This is a genomic window from Mesorhizobium sp. M6A.T.Cr.TU.016.01.1.1, from assembly GCF_003952585.1.
In the GTDB taxonomy this organism is placed as follows: Bacteria; Pseudomonadota; Alphaproteobacteria; order Rhizobiales; family Rhizobiaceae; genus Mesorhizobium; species Mesorhizobium mediterraneum.
In genome coordinates, this window is the sequence record NZ_CP034452.1 from 4,401,298 (window position 1) to 4,418,769 (window position 17,472).

The following is a 17,472-nucleotide window of genomic DNA, read 5'->3' on the forward strand; positions in this document are numbered from 1 at the left end:
CTTTGCCAACTTGGCATCTCCCCCACGAGGGGGGAGATTGGCAGCTTCGCCGTCGGCTCCCTCAGAACAGGAACGCAGCCGTGGTGGGGTTCGGCCCGGTGCGACCGTCTGATGAGTCCATGCCTCGAATGAGCGCAAGGTCTGCCGCGTCCAGCTCGAAATCGAAGACATCGAAATTGGCGGCGATCCGGTTCTGGTGGACCGACTTTGGAATGACGATCAGCCCTTCCTGAAGGTGCCATCTGATGATCACCTGCGCCACGGACTTGCGATGTTTTCCGGCGAGCTTTTCAAGGGTCGGGTCGCTCAATAGCCGGCCGCTGCCCAGCGGGCTCCAGCTTTCGATGCGGATGTCGTGCGTGCTATGAAAATCTCTGATGCCGCGCTGTTGAAACCGGGGATGAAGCTCGATCTGGTTGACCGAGGGCGTGACCCCGGTCTCGCCGATGATCCGCTCCAGATGGTCCTGGTTAAAATTCGAAACGCCGATCAACTTGATTCGGCCGGATTGCCTGAGTTCGATCAGGGTCTTCCACGCCTCGACATATTTATCCTGGCTGGGCACTGGCCAGTGGATCAGAAACAGGTCGATCTTTTCGATCCCGAGCTTGCTCATCGTCTCGTCGAAAGCCCGAAGGGCGGCGTCACGCTGATGCGCGCCATTGCGCAGCTTGGAGGTGATGAACAACTCGCCTCTCGGCACGCCAGCCTTGCGGATCGCCTGCCCGACGCCTTCCTCGTTCCGGTAGCCTTCGGCGGTGTCGATCAACCTGTAGCCGGCCTCGATTCCCCAACTCACCACCTGGCTCGTGATGGCTGGATCGACCTGCCACACGCCAAGGCCGATCTGGGGAATGGCTGAGCCATCGTTCAATGTGATCTGTTCAGGTTTACTCAGGGTAATCTGTTCAGGCATGCTCAGGTCCTTCTGCATCCTTTCGCCCCAGCGCAGTGCTTATCTAGGCTCGGTGCCCGCCAAGGCCAGTCGACAGGCGGAGAAAGTAGAAGTGCGCCGTGACACGGTCCTGGAGATCAATAAATTGGAACGGGAGATGGCACGCCAATCCGGATCAATCTTGAAAAATCTGGCGAAAGGCCTGACTCCCGCGCACGGCCGTCAATGTGGGCCAACTCCCTCAAAGCCGACATCGGCAAGCGGCTATCGAGCGCACCCCGTGCATACGCATATTCGGGAAGATAGCCATTAACGATCAGGCGCCAGTCAAGCGGGACCACGTCACCGACGGCTCGCATCATCTTGACGATCGTGGTCGTGCAGTTCGTCGTGATGGAATTATAGAACTCCGGCGTCGTGGAAAGTGCATTTGCGTCCAGGACGTATTCCAGCAAGAGCGCCCGGGCCGCGTCCGGTGACACTTTTAGCCGATAGATTTGGACGTCCTCTCCACGAACGTTTGACCTGACGCCGACGACGTCTCGCTCGTCAGCCGCAATAATGACCAGGGGATTGCTCTTGAACAGGTCTGCCATGGGTGAAAACTTGCCGCCTGCACGGCGCCGCACCTCAATCGACCAGGCAAGGTAGTCACCTCCTGCAAAGCCGAAGCTTATGATGACATGGGCGATTTTGGTCCCGGACCAATAAGACATGAAGAGGTCGACCGTCTGAACGTTGGAGAGGTCGTAGGTCCGCGTTGTCCAGCGTTCGGTGAAATCAGTGTCGCTACGCCATTCGAAGTCGCGCACGTCCGTCAGCGTCAACAGATTCCCGTCGCGGGTGCCGGTCACCTGACGGGCGACATCGGGCGCCCAGTCCGCATGATCGAAAGGTCTGATGGTGCTCCACCAAACCAGAACCACAGCAAGCGCAGCCACAAACAGGACAAGCGCCCTGATGCGAAATCGGCTGAAGAGCGCAATGACGGTGGCGAGGCCGAACAAGATGAAAAGGACGCCGGCCATAGTCCGTCCAGGCTCAGCCACGGGCAGGCGATACCACATGGCAAGTCCGGCCCAGCCAGTCAGGATTGCGACGGCTAGCGAAAGGATGATGGCAAGCGAGGTCCGAGCGATGCGACGCATTTATTCCCCCCTCTGGCGGGCTGCCCTCCGGCGGCCTGTCATTGCCTGGATGCCATTTCTCACGGGACGTTCGAAGGCAACTCTACTTGTCCATATTGGAGCACCAATCGGTCTGATACTACTGTTGTCGCGGATTTCGCAGGCTTGGAGTGAACACAAGGTGCCCCACGCGAAACGAGCGCGTTCGGCATCGGCCGTTCGATCAAATGATGACCTAGTTGAGTGCGTCCGCCGCCTGGCTACGTCACCGAGCGATCACGGGTTCCATCCGCCGCTGCCGTATTGACGGGTAATGATCTCGAGAAGGTGACCGTTCGGGTCCTCGAAATAAACACCGCGGCCGCCGTCGTGGTGATTGATCTGGCCCAGCTGCGCCCGGCCAGGGTCAGCCCAGTAGGGGAGCGCCCGTTCACGAATCCTACCGAATATCGCGTCGAATTCGGCTTCGCTGACCAGGAACGCATAATGCTGCGGCGTGATTTCGCCAGCTGTATCCATGTAGTCGAGGTTGGCACCGTTTTCGGTCGTGACCATCTGGAAAGGTCCCCAGCGCCTCGGGGCTGGAAGGCCGAGCATTTCCGCCAGGAATTTTGCCGACGCCTCGCTGTCGCGGGCCGACAGTATCGTGTGGTTGAAATCGATAGCCATGCCATCACTCCCTTTGATCTCTCCTCGCGCGTCGTTGTTCCACGACTGAAGCGACGCTGCACGAGATGGGGTCGAACGCCATGATGCTCAAGCTGGCGTGGCAACATGCCCGATGACCTGCACGGGGTCAGCTTCATGAATACGGGCGATGATCATTTCGCCGCTATCCGGCACCTCGCCGGTCAAGCCGGTGATGTTGACCTGATGCGTGACAAGAACGGCTGGTCCACCGAAACGCTGCCCGCGGAGCCAGGCCGAAAGGGCAGCGGTGTGCTCCTTTGCGGCCGCACTGTCGCCGAAGAACGAATTGAGCAACTCAAGAGGCACAACTTTGCCCAAACCGAGCAGGCGAGCAGTGTCGAGGCAACGACACCACTGGCTCGAATAGACGGCTGCCGACGAGATGCCATTTGCACGGAACAGGTCGCCGATCGCGCGGGACTGCGCACGACCTTCTGCCGACAGATTCCGCTGTGTGCTGCAATCACCGAGCCTGAAGCCAGGGGGATCGCCGGAGCCCGGGGCGGCAGCATGGCGCAACAAGGCGATAGCTTTTCCGGATCGCAGGGCTGCCCAAAGTGGCTCGGAGGCTTGTGCCTTGCCGAAGGCAGCCGCTCCGAGCGACAGGACCAGAAATCGCCGACGTCCAATTCGCATCTTGCTTCTCACCTTATCCGATGGGGCTGTCGAATGAGAAGGCTTTTCGCTGGAAGCCTGTCATTCGATGGATGTCGGCCGAACCGGAACAATGATATTCTGCGGGAGCATTCGGAGAGGCGACTACATTGACCGAGAACTTGGAAGCCGAAGGGGCGAGAGGTTGGTCGAATCTGCTGCTCGCGGCAGAACGGGGCGATGCGGAGGCCGTTCGAGCGGAGTTGGCGGCCGGCGCCAATATCAACGAGGCGGACGGCGGCGGCTGGTCAGCACTTCATCTCGCAGCCCTCAACGCCCGCACCGCGGCGGTCGAGGCGTTGATCGAACACCCAGCTGTCGATGTGAACTCCAGAAACACATGGAAGAGCACGCCTTTGAGCCTCGCTTCGGCCAAGGGCCACTACGCATCCATTCTAGCTCTCGTGAAACATCCCGAAATAGAGATCAATGCAAGAGCCGAATACTACGGCAGGACGGCCCTTATCGAAGCAGCAAAGAACGGGCATCTGGATGTCGTTAAGCTGCTTGTCGAGAATGGCGCCGACGTGAATCTGAGTGATAAGACCGGAAGAAACAACGCGCTTATCGAGGCTATCAAGGGACGGCACTACGACGTCGCGGGATACCTGCTTGATTCTCGGAAAATGAACTTTCTCAACAAGGATATGAGACTGAACGCCCTGATCTGGGCTGGAAGCTGCCATAACCCTCAACTTATCGAAAAGCTGGAAACCTCGATTCATACTTTCTTCGAAGGCAAGTGAAGGTTTCGCTCCGCTTCCGCTACAGGCTGCCTGTGGAGTCTCCTTCCAAAATCATTCAACCAAACGGTTGACTATCTGAAGACGCGCGTCTATATTCAACTACATGGTTGAATTAGAGGCGCCCCAGATGGACTCGGTCTTTCACGCGCTTGGCGACGCCACCCGCCGGCACATGCTTCGCGATCTCGCCGGCGGCGAGCGAACGGTGAGCCAGTTGGCGCAACCCTTCGCCATGTCGCTCGCCGCCGCCTCCAAGCACATCAAGGCGCTGGAGAATGCAGGGCTTATTCGTCGAGAGGTGAGGGGCCGGACGCATGTTTGCCGGCTCGAACCCGGGCCGCTGGCCAGCGCCCATCAGTGGCTTGGCTTCTACGAGCGCTTCTGGACCAACCGCCTCGACGTTCTCGAACGCCTCCTTCGCGAGGAGGACGCACGCAAAGCCCAGGATGATTCCAAGAAATCGCCCAACTCAAAAGAAGGAGACGACCAGTGAACCAGATGAAAAGCATCGAAGCCTATGGCGAGCTGACCGAGCCCGCCACGTTCACCATTCAGCGCCTTTTGCCCGGTCCTATCGAGCGCGTCTGGGCTTATCTCACCGAGAGTGACTTGCGCCGGCAGTGGATGGCTGCGGGCCAGATGGAAATGAAGGCCGGCACGTCGTTCGAACTCGTCTGGCGTAACGACGAGCTGACCGATCCGCCTGGCCAGCGCCCCGCAGGTTTTCCCGAAGAGCATCGGATGGAGGGCCGCATTACGGAACTCGATGCGCCGCGCAAGCTCGCGATCACCTGGGGAAACACCGGCGGAGTTTCCTTCCTGCTGGAGCCGGAGGGCAATGATGTGCTACTCACCGTCATCCATCGCCGGCTGCCGGAACGCGCAACCCAGCTCAACGTCACCGCCGGCTGGCACACGCACCTCGACATGCTGGCTGCCCGCCTCGCGGGCAAGACGCCGACCTCGTTTTGGGATGGCTGGAGCCGCCTGCGCGAAGAATACGACCGCCGCCTGCCGACCTGACACGATCGCGTCGGCACCCTGAAGTCACCGCCGAGTCTCCACCGGCATCCGCCCCTGGAAGCTCGCACACCAGCAACGAACCGACGATGAAACGTGCTTGCTTTTTGCAAGCCCGATGGAGGAAGTCATGCGCAAATTGATCACCGGAATGAAGATTTCCCTCGACGGCAAGATGGAGGGACCCGAGGGATACGCGGATTGGGTCGACGCATGGTCGGAGGAATACGGCCTGATGCCGCAAATCGACGCCTGTCTACTCGGGAGCGCCATGTATGCCGGCTATGAGCGCTATTGGACCGCGATACAGAATGAACCGGACAAGCCGCTGCCGATGACCGGCAAATTGCCGATGCCGGCCGAGCTCGAATGGGCCCGCTTTGCCGAACAGACCCCGCATTATGTGCTGTCGAACACGATGACTTCGGCGCTTTGGCCAAAGACGCGCTTCGTGCGGACCTTCGAGGACATCGCTGCCCTCAAGCAGCAGCCCGGCAAGGACATCTATCTCATGGGCGGCGCCCGAATTACCGCGAGCCTCATCGATGCCGGGCTGGTGGATGAACTCCGGCTGATCGTCTATCCGCTGCTCGCCGGCGAAGGAAAGGCGCTGTTTGCGACGACGCAAAATCGTCGTGGGCTCGAATTGCGGAAGGTCGGGCAGCTTTCGGATGGGCGCGTGAGCCTGGTCTATGGAATTGGCTAACTCAGCCGGTCTTCGCAGACTTTCGCAGCGCTGAGGCGCAGGCCGTCTATCAGGAGCGAAACCTGCCGTTGAAACTGAACGACCGCAAAGGCTCGGGGCGAGCTTCGCGCCGGCAAAGGTCCGGTCGTGACACAATCCGGACCATCGCGGAGCTTTGCCACATTGCATCATCCTGAGTGTTGGCCTTTCCTGCGCGGGCCTGTACTATGAACGGTGAATGCAGGGGAGGAGCTGGAGCGTGCGACTGGATCGGACTCTCCGCCGTTGGGGGATGTGGGCCTTCATCGCCGTCATGGTGCTTTCGCCGCATGCGGCGTCGGCCGACACCATTACGCCAGACCGGATCGCGGCAGCCCTGTCGAAGCTCGAGGCGCTTGCCGAAGGCGTCGTCGCGGATGGTGGGGTGCCTGGTCTCGCCATCGGGGTCGTCCACGGCGACAAGGTGGTCTTCCTCAAGGGGTTCGGGCATCGCGAGGCCGGCAAGCCGGAGGCCGTCGACGCCGACACGGTGTTCCAGATCGCCTCCCTCTCCAAGCCGGTCTCCGCAACGATAGTGGCGGCGCTGGTCAGCGGGGAAATCGTTTCCTGGGATGCGAAGATCGCCGATCTCGATCCGGCCTTCCGGCTGTCCGAGCCCTATCCGACCAGTGAGCTCACGGTCCGCGACCTGTTCGCCCACCGCAGCGGACTTCCCGGCACCGCCGGAGACGACCTTGAGGACATTGGCTACGACCGCGCGGAGATCCTGCGCCGTCTGCGGTTCGTCTCGCCATCGTCGAGCTTTCGTGCCGGCTACTCCTACAGCAATTTCGGCCTGACCGAGGGTGCCGTCGCTGCCGCGAAGCCGACGGGCAAGCCTTGGGAGGAGATCGCCGAGGAGAAGCTCTACCGTCCGCTTGGAATGGCCTCGACCAGCTCCCGTCATGCGGACTTCATCAAGCACGCCAATCGCGCCGCGCTCCACGTCAAGATCGACGGCGTCTGGGCCGCGAAGGTAAAGCGCGACCCAGATGCGCAGGCGCCCGCAGGCGGCGTCAGCTCCACGGCACGCGATCTCTCCCAATGGGTGCGCCTCGTGCTCGGCAATGGGGTCTATGCCGGTGAGACCCTCATTAAAGCCGACGCGCTGGACCAGACGCATGTTCCCCTGATGGCGCGCGGCAAGAACCCCGTCTCAGGCGGCACGTCCTTCTACGGCCTCGGCTGGAATGTCGAATTCGGCCGGCATGGCCTGAGCTGGGGTCATGCCGGCGCCTTCAGCGTTGGCGCACGCACCCTGGTGACGCTCTTCCCGGAGGAGAAGCTTGGCATCGTCATCGTCGCCAACGCCTTTTCGACAGGCGTGCCGGAAGGGCTGTCCGACAGCTTCGCCGATCTCGCCTTTGACGGAACGGTCGAGAAGGATTGGGTCAAGGCATGGGATGACACCTATGCGAGCCTGTTCGGCCCGGCGGTCGCGAGGGCCAAGGCCACCTATGCCGCGCCACCGTCTCCGGCAAGGCCAGCCGTCCCGGCCAGCGCCTATGCAGGCCGTTACTCCAACGACTTCATCGGCGATGCGGTCGTATCCAGTGCGGGAGACGCTCTTGTGCTCAAGGTCGGGCCAGCCGGCGCGCGGTCCTATTCATTGAAGCATTTCGACGGCGACCTGTTCCTGAGCTTCCCGGACGCCGAGACGCCGGACAGGCCCGCCGGCGTAAGCTTTGTCATCGGCCCCGACGGCAAGGCGTCGGCCATGACCATAGAGTTTCTCGACGACAATCATCTCGGCACACTGCGGCGCGTGGGAGATTAGAGTCAAAACCCAATCAATCTGAACGACCGAGTTCGACCCCATCTCGGCCGTTCAGTCAGGAAGTGATGGCTCTGAAAGCTGACCTTGCAGGTGGCCGTCGTCATGGATCATATCTGTCGCAGAAGTCGGGTGCAGAACTGTCGTTTTAATCGGGAGTTTCGCGACAAAGCACTCGCCCGCAATCAGCCCATAACGGACAAGCTATGCCAGCATCGAAAGGTCAGTTGGCTCTGGTTCTGCACCCGCTGCTGTTAACATCGCGTGGACCTGACCCCGGTGGTGGGTCTGATGGTTGAAGAGTTCAACAACACAGAGAGCCTTTGGCTTCTCGATCCGCGTTGAACCTCCCCCAGGATACCAAACAACCATCCCGTTGAGGTCCGCGTCGAGCAATCGTGCTGCCCACTCTTCGATTTCCTCGTTCCGTTGCAAACGGAGCGTCTTGAAGTCATCCCAATCCGATGGGCTTGTGAGGGAGTGCTTGATGGTTTCCTCTGGGCGCTCGTTCCCCTTTATTCGCTGTAGAATCAGGGCATCAGCCCAATAAAGATGGTTCAACGTAGCTGCGATTGATTGGAAGAACGCACCTCGATCCTTCCAGCGATCCACATTCGTGAGCCCATCAGCGGCAGTTACCAAAGAGGTATTCTGCCAAGTGTTGTAACGGGCCATGAGTCGGCAGTATCCGGATGAGATCATTTTCTCGGGCTCCAATGGTTATCGATTTTCGGTGGAGAATGACCGCTGGTCTCAACTCAAGACGTCGGGCTGAACTGGAGCAATTTGAAGCAATCGCCGCTTCCCGATTTCAACTGCGTCAGGAAGGGTTTCGACCGGTCGATCCACTCCTGGTGCGACTTGGCATCGGCTTCGATCTCGTTGACCGGTCCAAGGTTGACGAAGTTCCGCCCCTCGCTGAAAAGCCAGCACGCACGGCCGAGAAGTCTCCTGCTGCGCAGGCGCAAGAGGTCGGCATCATAAAAGATGTCGAGCACCTCCTGCTTGATCTTTGCCTCCTTTCCAGGATTTGCGATCGCAACCGCGATTGAGTCTCCGCCGATCGCATCCTGCAGGTCCTTGTAGTCGAGGGCGAGCTGCGTGGTGGCATATTTGATTTCGCTCTCATCCCGGACGATGTTGAACCACAGCGAGGGATCAAGTTCGTTGACGACGAACGATGCTTCGAAATCGCGCGACAAATTCAGGATCTCGAACGCTTGAACCTCAACGTCGCGCTCAACCAAAAAGATACTGGCGACCTGCTTGCCGAGTTCCGCCCGGTGTGCGCTGATCGCGGTGTTCGTTCCACCGAGTTCCGGGCTGACGTAGGGCCCGCCATCGTCCAGCAGCGCATCGAATTCGCCGAGGTATTCGACCACGGCGGCGCCGCGAGCAATGCGCGCGGCCAGTTTGGCGAGAACCAGCTGGAGTTCCGTTTCGCGTTTGCGCTGGTCCTGATAATTCTGCTGAAAAAAGAAGATGAACAGGGAAACGCCAATGCCGATCAGGATGACGCCGAGCTGGGAAAAGATGTTGCGATAATATTCCAGCAGCTTTTCACGATGGCGTATGTCGTGGCGCACATTGTGCGCCACACGAACATTCACGATCAGCGAAAGGATCAGGAGCCCGGCTCCGACCAGGATGAGGCCGCCGATGAGGAAATAGCCTTGGCCTGAGTTGAAATCCATCCCTTTGCCGCGTCCCTGAAGCCCAGACCGCGCAGACTAATACCATTCGGCCTCAACACCTACATGTTCATAGGGGCGTCAACATCCGGAAAATGACCCCAAAACGACCTTCAGCTCCGTTGCGCTCAACGTCAGCAATCGGTGAAAGGGGAACGTTGCACGACAAATAAACGGCAGATCAGGCAACCACGGACAAGATGGAAGGTCAGCCCGCAATCGCGCTGAGGGCGTCCTCAATACGCCCGAGTGAAGCCGCCATCGTGTAGAATGTTCAAACCTGTCATGTGATCAGTGAGGGGCGACAATAGGCCCTCGACGACGACGGCAACTTCAGACGGCGTCCCATACTTTTTGAGTGGGATATTGTCGGTCTCGACCGCAATCCTTTGTTCAAAGGTCACGCCGGCATCTAGCGCACGCCTGCCAATCGCATCCCGATACCAGGGCGACAGCGTGCCGCCGAGTGAAAGAGTGTTCACATGAATACCTCTTTCGCCCAGCGCAAAGGCAAGCGTCTTCGCTTCTCCAAGCCAAGCGGTGTGGATGACGTTGGCGGTTGCATAGTGGCTAAGAACCTGAGCCGAAGAAATGCCGGAAATGATCACTACCTTGCAGCGACGGCCTGCTTCAGGGGCCGGTTCCATCCGAGCGATAGCCGACTTCAACAGGGACAACGGCCCAATGAAGCTTGTCTGAAACAGTGTTCGCCAGACCTCTGGCTCGGGCATAGGGTCAGCGGACGAATGCGGTTGGGGCGGCATAAGAACCACCCCATCAAGCTTCAGGGCGGAGGTGGCGAGGTGTCGATCGAACTCGACCAATGCGGCATCGGATGCCATATCAACCGGTATGGCCTCATGCGAACCGTCGGCTGGTGCAGGCAGGCTCGAAACCAGCGACTCAAGTCGCACCTGATTACGGGCCGCTAGCATCAGCCGAGTGCCACTGGCCGCAAGGCGTTCGCAGATTGCTTGCCCGATCCCACCTGTTGCCCCAGTCACAAGTATGGTCGACATCACACCACCCCGCCAGTTTCGAGCACTATACCTTTGCAGTCTGGGAAAGCCATTGGCACTGCCGCAGGAAGGTCTTGCGAGTGGACGCGGCGGATCGCGACACCCGCGACGCTGACTGCCAACGTCGGGCAATGGCGCTCGGCGCTCTTTCCGATTGACCTATTAATCGGCGCGGGAAGTCAGCTGGAAGGCGGATCTCAGTCTCTTAGACCGAAACGCCAAGAGGCATCGAATAAGGGCAGCAGCCGCATTCAGGCGAGCTTGAGGATGCCATCGCGGCGCGGCAAGCGCGCGGCTCTACGACCGTCAGCCGGTCATCGATCGTTTAGGCCTCATGGACCTGCGATCCATGCCGCAGTCATTTTCTTCCTGCTCTCCCGCGATCTGGATCATGGCCGGTGCATGCACCGGCCATTGCCGATTTACCCGTCAGGACCTGTGTTTACCTGCCCTCGGCCGTTGCGTCGGTGCTGCTACGCTGGACGTTGGCGCCGTCGCTCTGTTGCTCGGCCCACCCACCCGGACCGGTCGGAAAGCTCGGCTCTCCTTCCGCCTCTAGGCTCTCGTGGAACTCAGTGGCAGGTCTTCCTGGGTATTCGCGGCCGCTCGACAGGTGCCCTTGATGACCGGGATGGAGCGATGCGTCATCGTTGCGGGCATGGTCCGGCGGTTCGGCATAGGCTGCCGTGGCAAACAGCGATCCGGCGCCAATGAAGAATGCAAATGCGAGAACGTGCTTCATTGTGCTGTCCTCCAGTATTTGGAACCAAGATGTAGGTAGAGCCCATCCAGGCTGCGTGAAGGGCAGCTTGGAATGAAATTGATCAAGGGGCAGCACCTGCACATCCCCGGCTGTACGGTATGGCTTGCCCTTTTTCGGCAATATCGACGATCCGAGCCTCGACCCGATAATGCCTTCGGCGAACCGTATCGGCCGTCCGCGCAAGGCGACAGGCTGGCGTTTCGATTAGGCCCCTTAGGCGTCGCTTTCGAACACCAGCCTCTCGCGCGCCGCCCGAGTACCATGTTTCATCTTGAAGGACAGCTATGTGCCCGAAGCGGCCAAATATCAGATGGAAATATTCGACCATGTGCGGGAGGTGGTCAGTGCTAAAAGGTGGGTCAGTGCTAAAAAGACGACGAGCGGGTTTGCGGGCGAACTGTCGTCCCATGTATTCAATTGTAACGAAAAATTCCCAGCGCTGGCATTGGCGCTTTATTGGATGCGTGGCTGCTGCCGTCCGCCGGTTTTCTATGCTTGATGAGGCTAGGGAAGCAAAATGAGCGATGTGGACGCACACCTCGATCTGACGGAGATCAACGCCGTCCGCAGGTTGTTGATGTCAAAGCCGCGACCGGTGAGCTGGGACGAACGCCGGGCACGGCTCGACGAGGTTGGTTCGGTGTGGCCGATTGCGGACGACATCCGATGCGAGGATGCGGTTTTCGATGGCCTCGAGGGAGAGTGGTCCCTAGCGCCTGAGAGTGACAGGGATAAGGTTCTGCTCTTTTTCCACGGTGGTGGCTACTGCTCAGGCTCTCTCAAAAGTCATCGTCGAATGGTGACCGAGGCAGGTCGAGCAATGGGAATGCGCACCCTCGCGATCGACTATCGACGCGCACCGGAACATCCTTTCCCTGCGCAACATGAAGATGCACTCACCGCATGGCGCTTTATGAGCCGGCAAGGGATCGCGCCGGATCGCATCGTGGTCGGCGGAGACAGTGCGGGCGGCAACCTCACCCTGTGCTTGGTCAGTATATTGCGCGCGGCAGGGGAGCGGCTGCCGCGATGTCTTTGGCTGGTTTCGCCCTGGACGGACCTTTCGATGTCCGGCGCGACACTATCAACTAAGGACGCGATCGACCCTATCATCCACCGGGCGTATTTGGAGGAACTGGCAACCGCCTATGTTCCCTATGGCGTTGGTCGGAGCGATCCCCTGATCTCGCCGTTGTTCGCCGATCTGAGCGGATTTCCCCCAATGCTGATACAAGTCGGTTCGGCCGAGACGCTGTTGTCGGACGCAACTCGGCTCGCGGAAGCCGCTGGCGTGGCTGACGTCAAAGCACGTCTCGAAATTTGGCCGCATATGATTCACGCCTGGCCGGTTTGGAATGCGGGGTTGAGTGCCGGTTGGCGCGCTCTTCACAGCGCCGGCATGTTTGTCCGCGACTATTTATAACCGTTGGGTGAGGCAGCTGCTGGCGCAAAGCGGACTTCGTCCCAGCGCCGCACTTTCGGCGACCCAGCCTTCACCGGCTATCCTTCGCCGACCTGCCCGCCCCAAACCTCAGCCCATCCATCAGCAGCGACACCAGCCGGCGAGAGCGGTCGCGCCAGTCCTCGGTATCGGGCGCCGAATAGATGCCGCCCAGCGCGTGCAGCACGTCGGAGGCGTCGACGTCGCTGCGGATCGAGCCATCGGCCACCGCCGCTTCGATCAGCCGCCGCAAAGCGAGCGACACCCGGCCGGACATGTCCGAGAACAGGGTTGAATTGGTGTTGAGCAGGATGCGCAGGCTTGTCGCCAGCCCGCGCTTGGTGGCGATGTAGTCGACGAAGCGCTGCATCCATTGTTCGAGCGCGACGTCGGGCGGGTGGTGAAGGGCGAGTTCGTCTGCGGCCGCGCACAGACTTTCCACTTCGCGCCGGTAGACCACCTCGACCAGATGCTCGCGCGTTGGAAAATGCCGGTAGAGCGTGCCGATGCCGACGCCGGCCTGGCGCGCGATCTCCTCCAGCGAGGCATCCACGCCATGCGCGGCAAAGGCCACCGCTGCGACCTCGACCAGCGCGTCGCGGTTGCGCTGCGCATCGGCGCGCAGCGGTTTTGCCGCTGTCACGTCGGGCTTGTCTTTGGCGGTTGCGGGCGGCTGCGAAGCCAATTTTTTCTCCACTCTCGAATACGGGGCTTGAACCCGACCGGTTCAGCCCCCACGTAATAAACGGAGGCGCCTCCGTTTTAGTGGAGCACCTTTATCATATAATCAGGGGAACGCGTATGTCACGTGTTGAAAGCCTGCAAGCCGGCGAGAGCGTGATCTCCCTCCTCGAGGGGGAGATGTCGCCGAAGGCGACAGAGGGGGTCGGTTCGACCGGGCGCGGCCTCCTGCGGCAGATGGAGGTTGGCGCTCTATGCGAGGCGACCCCCTCTGGCCGCTTCGCGGCCATCTCCCCCTCAAGGGGGGAGATTATGCGCTCCGCCGCTTTCGCCAATCACCGGGGAGCCGCCAGACCTAGCCACCTGGTGACCTTGCCGCTCGCCGGCCGGGCACCAGATCACCCCCTCCGCGTCAAGCAAACTGGAGCCAGACGCCCCATGACAAGCAAAACCCGAATTCCTATCCAACTTCAAATCAACGGACATCGCCATGAACTGGAGGTCGAGCCGCGCGTCACACTGCTCGACGCCTTGCGCGATCATCTCGGCCTGACCGGCACCAAAAAAGGCTGCGACCAGGGCCAGTGCGGCGCCTGCACCGTGCATATCGACGGGCAGCGCGTGCTGGCCTGCCTGACGCTTGCCGCCCAGGCCCAGGGCAGGGCGGTCACATCAATCGAAGGGCTTGCTGACGGCGACGGCACGCTGCACGCGGTCCAGGCCGCCTTCCTTGAACAGGACGCCTTCCAGTGCGGCTACTGCACGCCGGGACAGATCATGTCGGCGGTCGCCTGCATCCGCGAGGGCCATGCCGGCTCGGATGACGAGATCCGCGAATACATGGCCGGCAATCTCTGCCGCTGCGGCGCCTATCCGCACATTGTCGCCGCCGTGCGCCAGGCGGCACTGGAGGTTGCGTCATCCATGGAGACCGCGTCATGAGGGATTTTTCGTATCTGCGCGCCAATTCCGTCGATGCGGCACGCCAGGCGGCGGCGCTGCCCGGCGCCATGCTGCTCGCCGGCGGCACCACCCTCATCGATCTCGCCAAATGCGGCGTCACCGAACCCGAAACCGTGGTCGACATCAGCCATCTCAAGGGACTGGATACGATCACGGTCGATGACCGGGGCGTCACCATCGGCGCGCTGGCCAGGATGAGCAGCGTCGCCGACCATGCCGAGATAAAAAGCCGGTTCCCCGCCGTCTCGGAAGCGCTGTGGCAGGCGGCCTCGGCGCAGCTCCGCAATATGGCGACGATCGGCGGCAATCTGATGCAGCGCACGCGCTGTCCGTATTTCCGCGATCCGGCGAACTTTCCCGCCTGCAACAAGCGCACGCCCGGCAGCGGCTGCTCGGCGATCGGCGGCGTCACCCGCGGCCATGCCGTGCTCGGCACCAGCGAGGCCTGCATCGCCACCTATCCGGGCGATCTGGCGACGGCGCTGGTCGCCTTCGACGCAACAGTCCATCTCGGCGACCGCCAGGTCGCGGCCGACGACTTTTTTCTCCTGCCGGGCGCTACGCCCCACAGAGAGCATGCGATCGAGCCAGGCGAGGTGATCACCGCGATCAGCATTCCTGCTTCCGCCGCTGCGGGACGTTCGACCTATCTGAAAGTCCGCGACCGGCAATCTTATGAGTTTGCCGCCGCAAGTGCCGCCGTCGGCATCGAGTTCGAGGCTGACGGAAGGACGATCCGTGACCTGCGTGTGGCGCTTGGCGGTGTCGCCACCAAGCCGTGGCGGGCACGCGCCGTGGAAGAGGCGCTGAAAGGCAAGTTGCTGGAGGCTGATATCGTCAAGCAAGCCAGCCTGCTCGCCATCGAGGGCGCCGTCGACCACGGCGCCAACCATTACAAGATCGAACTGGCGCCGCGCGTCGTCGCCCGCGCCATCCTTAAAGTTGGAGAAACGGCATGACCGTTCACGAGATCAGAACCCGACAAAGTGAATCGAAGAGGGGCGACGCATCGGACGGCGCCATCTTTGCAGAGGCAGTGGGCGGGCGGCTGTCGCGCGTCGATGGCCCGGCCAAGATCACCGGTGCCGCAAAATACGCGGTCGAGCAGCAGCTCGAAGGGCTCAGCCACGCCGTTCTCGTCGAGAGCACGATTGCGGCCGGCAAGGTGCGGTCGATCGACACCGCCGCCGCTGAAAGCGCACCCGGCGTGCTTCTGGTGCTGACGCCGGACAATGTGTTGCGCCTCAACACCGCGACGGACTGGCTGGGCACGCCGCCGCCGGATGTTCCCTATTGCCCGCTGGCGCGCGACATCACCTTCAGCGGCCAGCATGTCGCGGCGGTGGTTGCCGAGAGTTTCGAGCAGGCGGTCGCGGCCGCGGCGCTGGTCAAGGTCAGCTATGACGAGACGCCGGCCATCGTTGATCTCGACGATCCAAAGGCCGGCGACGGCATTCCGGTCGACACGATGACCAAGGAATGGGGCGATGCACAAGCGGCTTTCACCGCCGCCCCGGTGCGCATCTGCGCCGCCTACAACACGCCGCGCGAATACCAGGCGCCGATGGAGCCGCATGGCCTGATCGCGCATTGGCAAGGCGACCGGCTGACGGTGTGGGAGCCCAGCCAATGGCTCGACGGCATGGCGCGGACCTATGCCGAATGGTTCGGCGTGCCGTTCGAGAATGTGCGCCTGGTCTCGCCCTATATCGGCGGTGGCTTCGGCTCCAAGGCGTTCGCCTACGGCTACGGCGCGGTGGCGGCGATGGCCGCGAAAATGCTGGGACGGCCGGTGAAGCTCGCGGTCACCAGGCCGCAGACCTTCACCGCCTATGGCGGACGGGCGGCAACGCGCCAGACGGTGGCGCTCGGTGCCGACGCAGAGGGACGGATCCAGTCGATCGTGCATCGCGGCGTCAACGAGACTTCGGTCGACGGCATGTGGGTCGAGCCGCTCGGCTCGGTCACTTCGATCATGTATGCGACGCCGAATTTCTCATCGCGGCAGAATGTCGTGCGGGTGAACACCGTGGTGCCGGGTGCGTTGCGTGCGCCGGGCGAGAACCCGAGCGCCTTCGGCATCGAAAGCGCGATCGACGAGCTCGCCTATGAGGTCGGCATCGATCCGCTGGAAATCCGGCTCAGGAACTATGCCGAGCAGGATCCGGAGGTGAAGAAGCCGTGGTCGACGCGGCAGTTGCGGGAGGCCTTCGCGGTTGGCGCGGCAGCCTTCGGCTGGTCGAAGCGTCCACGCGAGCCGCGCTCGATGCGCGACGGCAATCAGCTGATCGGCTGGGGCGTTGCCGCCGGCACCTATCCGGTGCGGCGCGCCTATGGCGAGGCGATGGTGCGCATCCTCACCGACGGCTCGGTCGAGGTCGAAAGCTCGAGCATCGACATGGGGCAGGGCACCTATACGATCCTGGCGCAGACCGCCGCCGAAGTGGTGGGCGTGCCGGCTGAGAACGTCGTGGTGAAGCTGGGTGACTCGCGCTATGCCCGAGCAGGCGTCACCGGCGGGTCGCGGCTGGCCGGCGTGATGACGGGCGCGGTGCACAAGGCGGCGACTGCCGCGCTCGATGAGCTGGTCGGGCTGGCGATCAGCGATCCCAATTCGCCGTTCCATGCGCTGCAGGCCAACACGCTGGTCGTCAGTGAGGGCCGCATAAGGTCACCGCGCGGCGACGGTCCGGATGTCTCGATCGCCGAGCTGCTCGGCAGCGTCGGACGCGAGCAGATCGAGGCGATGGGCGACACCACGCCGGCCACTTGGACGGCGGAGGATCGCTACAAGAACAATACGACCATAACGATGGCGCTGTCGCACACCGAGGGCGATTATTCCCGCCACAGCTGGTGCGCGCATTTCATCGAGGTGCGCGTCGACGAGGACTTTGGCACGGTTCGCGTGTCGCGCGTGGTGTCGGCGCTCGATTCGGGCCGGCTCTACAATCCCAAGCTCGCCGAAAGCCAGTGGAAGGGCGGCATCATCATGGGCATCGGCCAGGCGCTGCTGGAGGAAGGCATCGTCGACCGCCGCCACGGCCGCGTCGTCAACAACAATCTGGCCGACTATCTCATCGCCACCAATGCCGATATTCCCGACATTGAGGTGATCTCGGTCGGCATCCCTGACCTGCATTCCTCGGTGCTCGGCGGCAAGGGCGTCGGCGAGCTGGGCATCGTCGGCGTTGCTCCGGCGATCGCCAACGCGGTGTTCCACGCCACCGGCAAGCGGGTGCGGGATCTGCCGATCACGCTGGAGAAGCTGATTTAGCGGAGGC

Annotated in this window: 19 protein-coding genes; 10 read left to right on the forward strand and 9 right to left on the reverse strand. The window is 61.6% G+C overall.

Annotated elements, in window-relative coordinates; genetic code table 11:
* Positions 1 to 61: 61 nt before the first annotated feature.
* The 4 genes from EJ075_RS21125 to EJ075_RS21140 all read right to left on the reverse strand — a co-directional run bounded on the left by EJ075_RS21125 (position 62) and on the right by EJ075_RS21140 (position 3,348).
* On the reverse strand, positions 62 to 916 hold the full coding sequence (locus EJ075_RS21125; RefSeq protein WP_126105600.1) for an aldo/keto reductase: 855 nt from the start codon (positions 914 to 916) through the stop codon (positions 62 to 64).
* A 116-nt stretch (positions 917 to 1,032) separates the two neighbouring features.
* On the reverse strand, positions 1,033 to 2,043 hold the full coding sequence (locus EJ075_RS21130) for a DUF4105 domain-containing protein (protein WP_126105601.1): 1,011 nt from the start codon (positions 2,041 to 2,043) through the stop codon (positions 1,033 to 1,035).
* 255 nt (positions 2,044 to 2,298) lie between these two features.
* Positions 2,299 to 2,691: a VOC family protein gene (locus EJ075_RS21135; protein ID WP_126105602.1), complete on the reverse strand. Its 393-nt coding sequence runs from the start codon at positions 2,689 to 2,691 to the stop codon at positions 2,299 to 2,301.
* 87 nt (positions 2,692 to 2,778) lie between these two features.
* A complete protein-coding gene (locus EJ075_RS21140) occupies positions 2,779 to 3,348 on the reverse strand; it encodes a histidine phosphatase family protein (protein ID WP_126105603.1) in 570 nt (189 codons plus the stop codon).
* A 128-nt stretch (positions 3,349 to 3,476) separates the two neighbouring features.
* Between EJ075_RS21140 and EJ075_RS21145 the strand changes: the two genes are divergently transcribed.
* The 5 genes from EJ075_RS21145 (at position 3,477) to EJ075_RS21165 (ending at position 7,633) form a co-directional block, all read left to right on the forward strand.
* Positions 3,477 to 4,112: an ankyrin repeat domain-containing protein gene (locus EJ075_RS21145; RefSeq protein ID WP_126105604.1), complete on the forward strand. Its 636-nt coding sequence runs from the start codon at positions 3,477 to 3,479 to the stop codon at positions 4,110 to 4,112.
* A 103-nt stretch (positions 4,113 to 4,215) separates the two neighbouring features.
* On the forward strand, positions 4,216 to 4,605 hold the full coding sequence (locus EJ075_RS21150; protein WP_126105605.1) for a metalloregulator ArsR/SmtB family transcription factor: 390 nt from the start codon (positions 4,216 to 4,218) through the stop codon (positions 4,603 to 4,605).
* A 5-nt stretch (positions 4,606 to 4,610) separates the two neighbouring features.
* Complete coding sequence (locus tag EJ075_RS21155) at positions 4,611 to 5,135, forward strand: SRPBCC family protein (protein WP_126107403.1); 525 nt, start codon at positions 4,611 to 4,613, stop codon at positions 5,133 to 5,135.
* Between the two features lie 127 nt (positions 5,136 to 5,262).
* Positions 5,263 to 5,838 carry a dihydrofolate reductase family protein gene (locus EJ075_RS21160; protein ID WP_126105606.1) on the forward strand — a complete coding sequence of 192 codons (576 nt, stop codon included), beginning with the start codon at positions 5,263 to 5,265 and terminating at the stop codon, positions 5,836 to 5,838.
* A 238-nt stretch (positions 5,839 to 6,076) separates the two neighbouring features.
* A complete protein-coding gene (locus EJ075_RS21165; RefSeq protein ID WP_126105607.1) occupies positions 6,077 to 7,633 on the forward strand; it encodes a serine hydrolase in 1,557 nt (518 codons plus the stop codon).
* A gap of 201 nt (positions 7,634 to 7,834) precedes the next feature.
* Here EJ075_RS21165 and EJ075_RS21170 read toward each other — a convergent pair whose 3' ends face one another.
* From EJ075_RS21170 to EJ075_RS21185, 4 genes are all read right to left on the reverse strand, one after another.
* On the reverse strand, positions 7,835 to 8,332 hold the full coding sequence (locus EJ075_RS21170; protein ID WP_126105608.1) for a DinB family protein: 498 nt from the start codon (positions 8,330 to 8,332) through the stop codon (positions 7,835 to 7,837).
* 56 nt (positions 8,333 to 8,388) lie between these two features.
* The gene (locus tag EJ075_RS21175) at positions 8,389 to 9,324 is read right to left on the reverse strand and encodes a hypothetical protein (protein ID WP_126105609.1); all 936 of its coding nucleotides are present in this window, start codon (positions 9,322 to 9,324) and stop codon (positions 8,389 to 8,391) included.
* Between the two features lie 233 nt (positions 9,325 to 9,557).
* Positions 9,558 to 10,340: an SDR family oxidoreductase gene (locus EJ075_RS21180; protein WP_126105610.1), complete on the reverse strand. Its 783-nt coding sequence runs from the start codon at positions 10,338 to 10,340 to the stop codon at positions 9,558 to 9,560.
* A gap of 442 nt (positions 10,341 to 10,782) precedes the next feature.
* Entirely contained in the window at positions 10,783 to 11,082 is a 300-nt protein-coding gene (locus EJ075_RS21185) for a hypothetical protein (protein ID WP_126105611.1), read from the reverse strand.
* 292 nt (positions 11,083 to 11,374) lie between these two features.
* Here EJ075_RS21185 and EJ075_RS21190 point away from each other — a divergent pair, with 292 nt between their 5' ends.
* Together EJ075_RS21190 and EJ075_RS21195 are read left to right on the forward strand one after the other, a co-directional pair.
* Positions 11,375 to 11,602, forward strand: a complete 228-nt coding sequence (locus EJ075_RS21190; RefSeq protein ID WP_126105612.1) for a hypothetical protein — start codon at positions 11,375 to 11,377, stop codon at positions 11,600 to 11,602.
* A gap of 18 nt (positions 11,603 to 11,620) precedes the next feature.
* Positions 11,621 to 12,526, forward strand: a complete 906-nt coding sequence (locus EJ075_RS21195) for an alpha/beta hydrolase (RefSeq protein WP_126105613.1) — start codon at positions 11,621 to 11,623, stop codon at positions 12,524 to 12,526.
* Between the two features lie 70 nt (positions 12,527 to 12,596).
* On the opposite strand, the gene EJ075_RS21200 is transcribed toward EJ075_RS21195, so the two are convergent.
* A complete protein-coding gene (locus tag EJ075_RS21200) occupies positions 12,597 to 13,229 on the reverse strand; it encodes a TetR/AcrR family transcriptional regulator (protein WP_126105614.1) in 633 nt (210 codons plus the stop codon).
* 434 nt (positions 13,230 to 13,663) lie between these two features.
* Here EJ075_RS21200 and EJ075_RS21205 point away from each other — a divergent pair, with 434 nt between their 5' ends.
* The 3 genes from EJ075_RS21205 to EJ075_RS21215 are packed head-to-tail and all read left to right on the forward strand — an operon-like array spanning position 13,664 to position 17,465.
* The gene (locus EJ075_RS21205) at positions 13,664 to 14,167 is read left to right on the forward strand and encodes a (2Fe-2S)-binding protein (protein WP_095489343.1); all 504 of its coding nucleotides are present in this window, start codon (positions 13,664 to 13,666) and stop codon (positions 14,165 to 14,167) included.
* On the forward strand, positions 14,164 to 15,147 hold the full coding sequence (locus EJ075_RS21210) for a xanthine dehydrogenase family protein subunit M (protein ID WP_126105615.1): 984 nt from the start codon (positions 14,164 to 14,166) through the stop codon (positions 15,145 to 15,147). Before EJ075_RS21205 ends, EJ075_RS21210 begins: the two co-directional genes overlap by 4 nt.
* Positions 15,144 to 17,465, forward strand: coding sequence for a xanthine dehydrogenase family protein molybdopterin-binding subunit (locus tag EJ075_RS21215; RefSeq protein ID WP_126105616.1), 2,322 nt, complete (start codon positions 15,144 to 15,146; stop codon positions 17,463 to 17,465). Before EJ075_RS21210 ends, EJ075_RS21215 begins: the two co-directional genes overlap by 4 nt.
* Positions 17,466 to 17,472 lie beyond the last annotated feature (7 nt).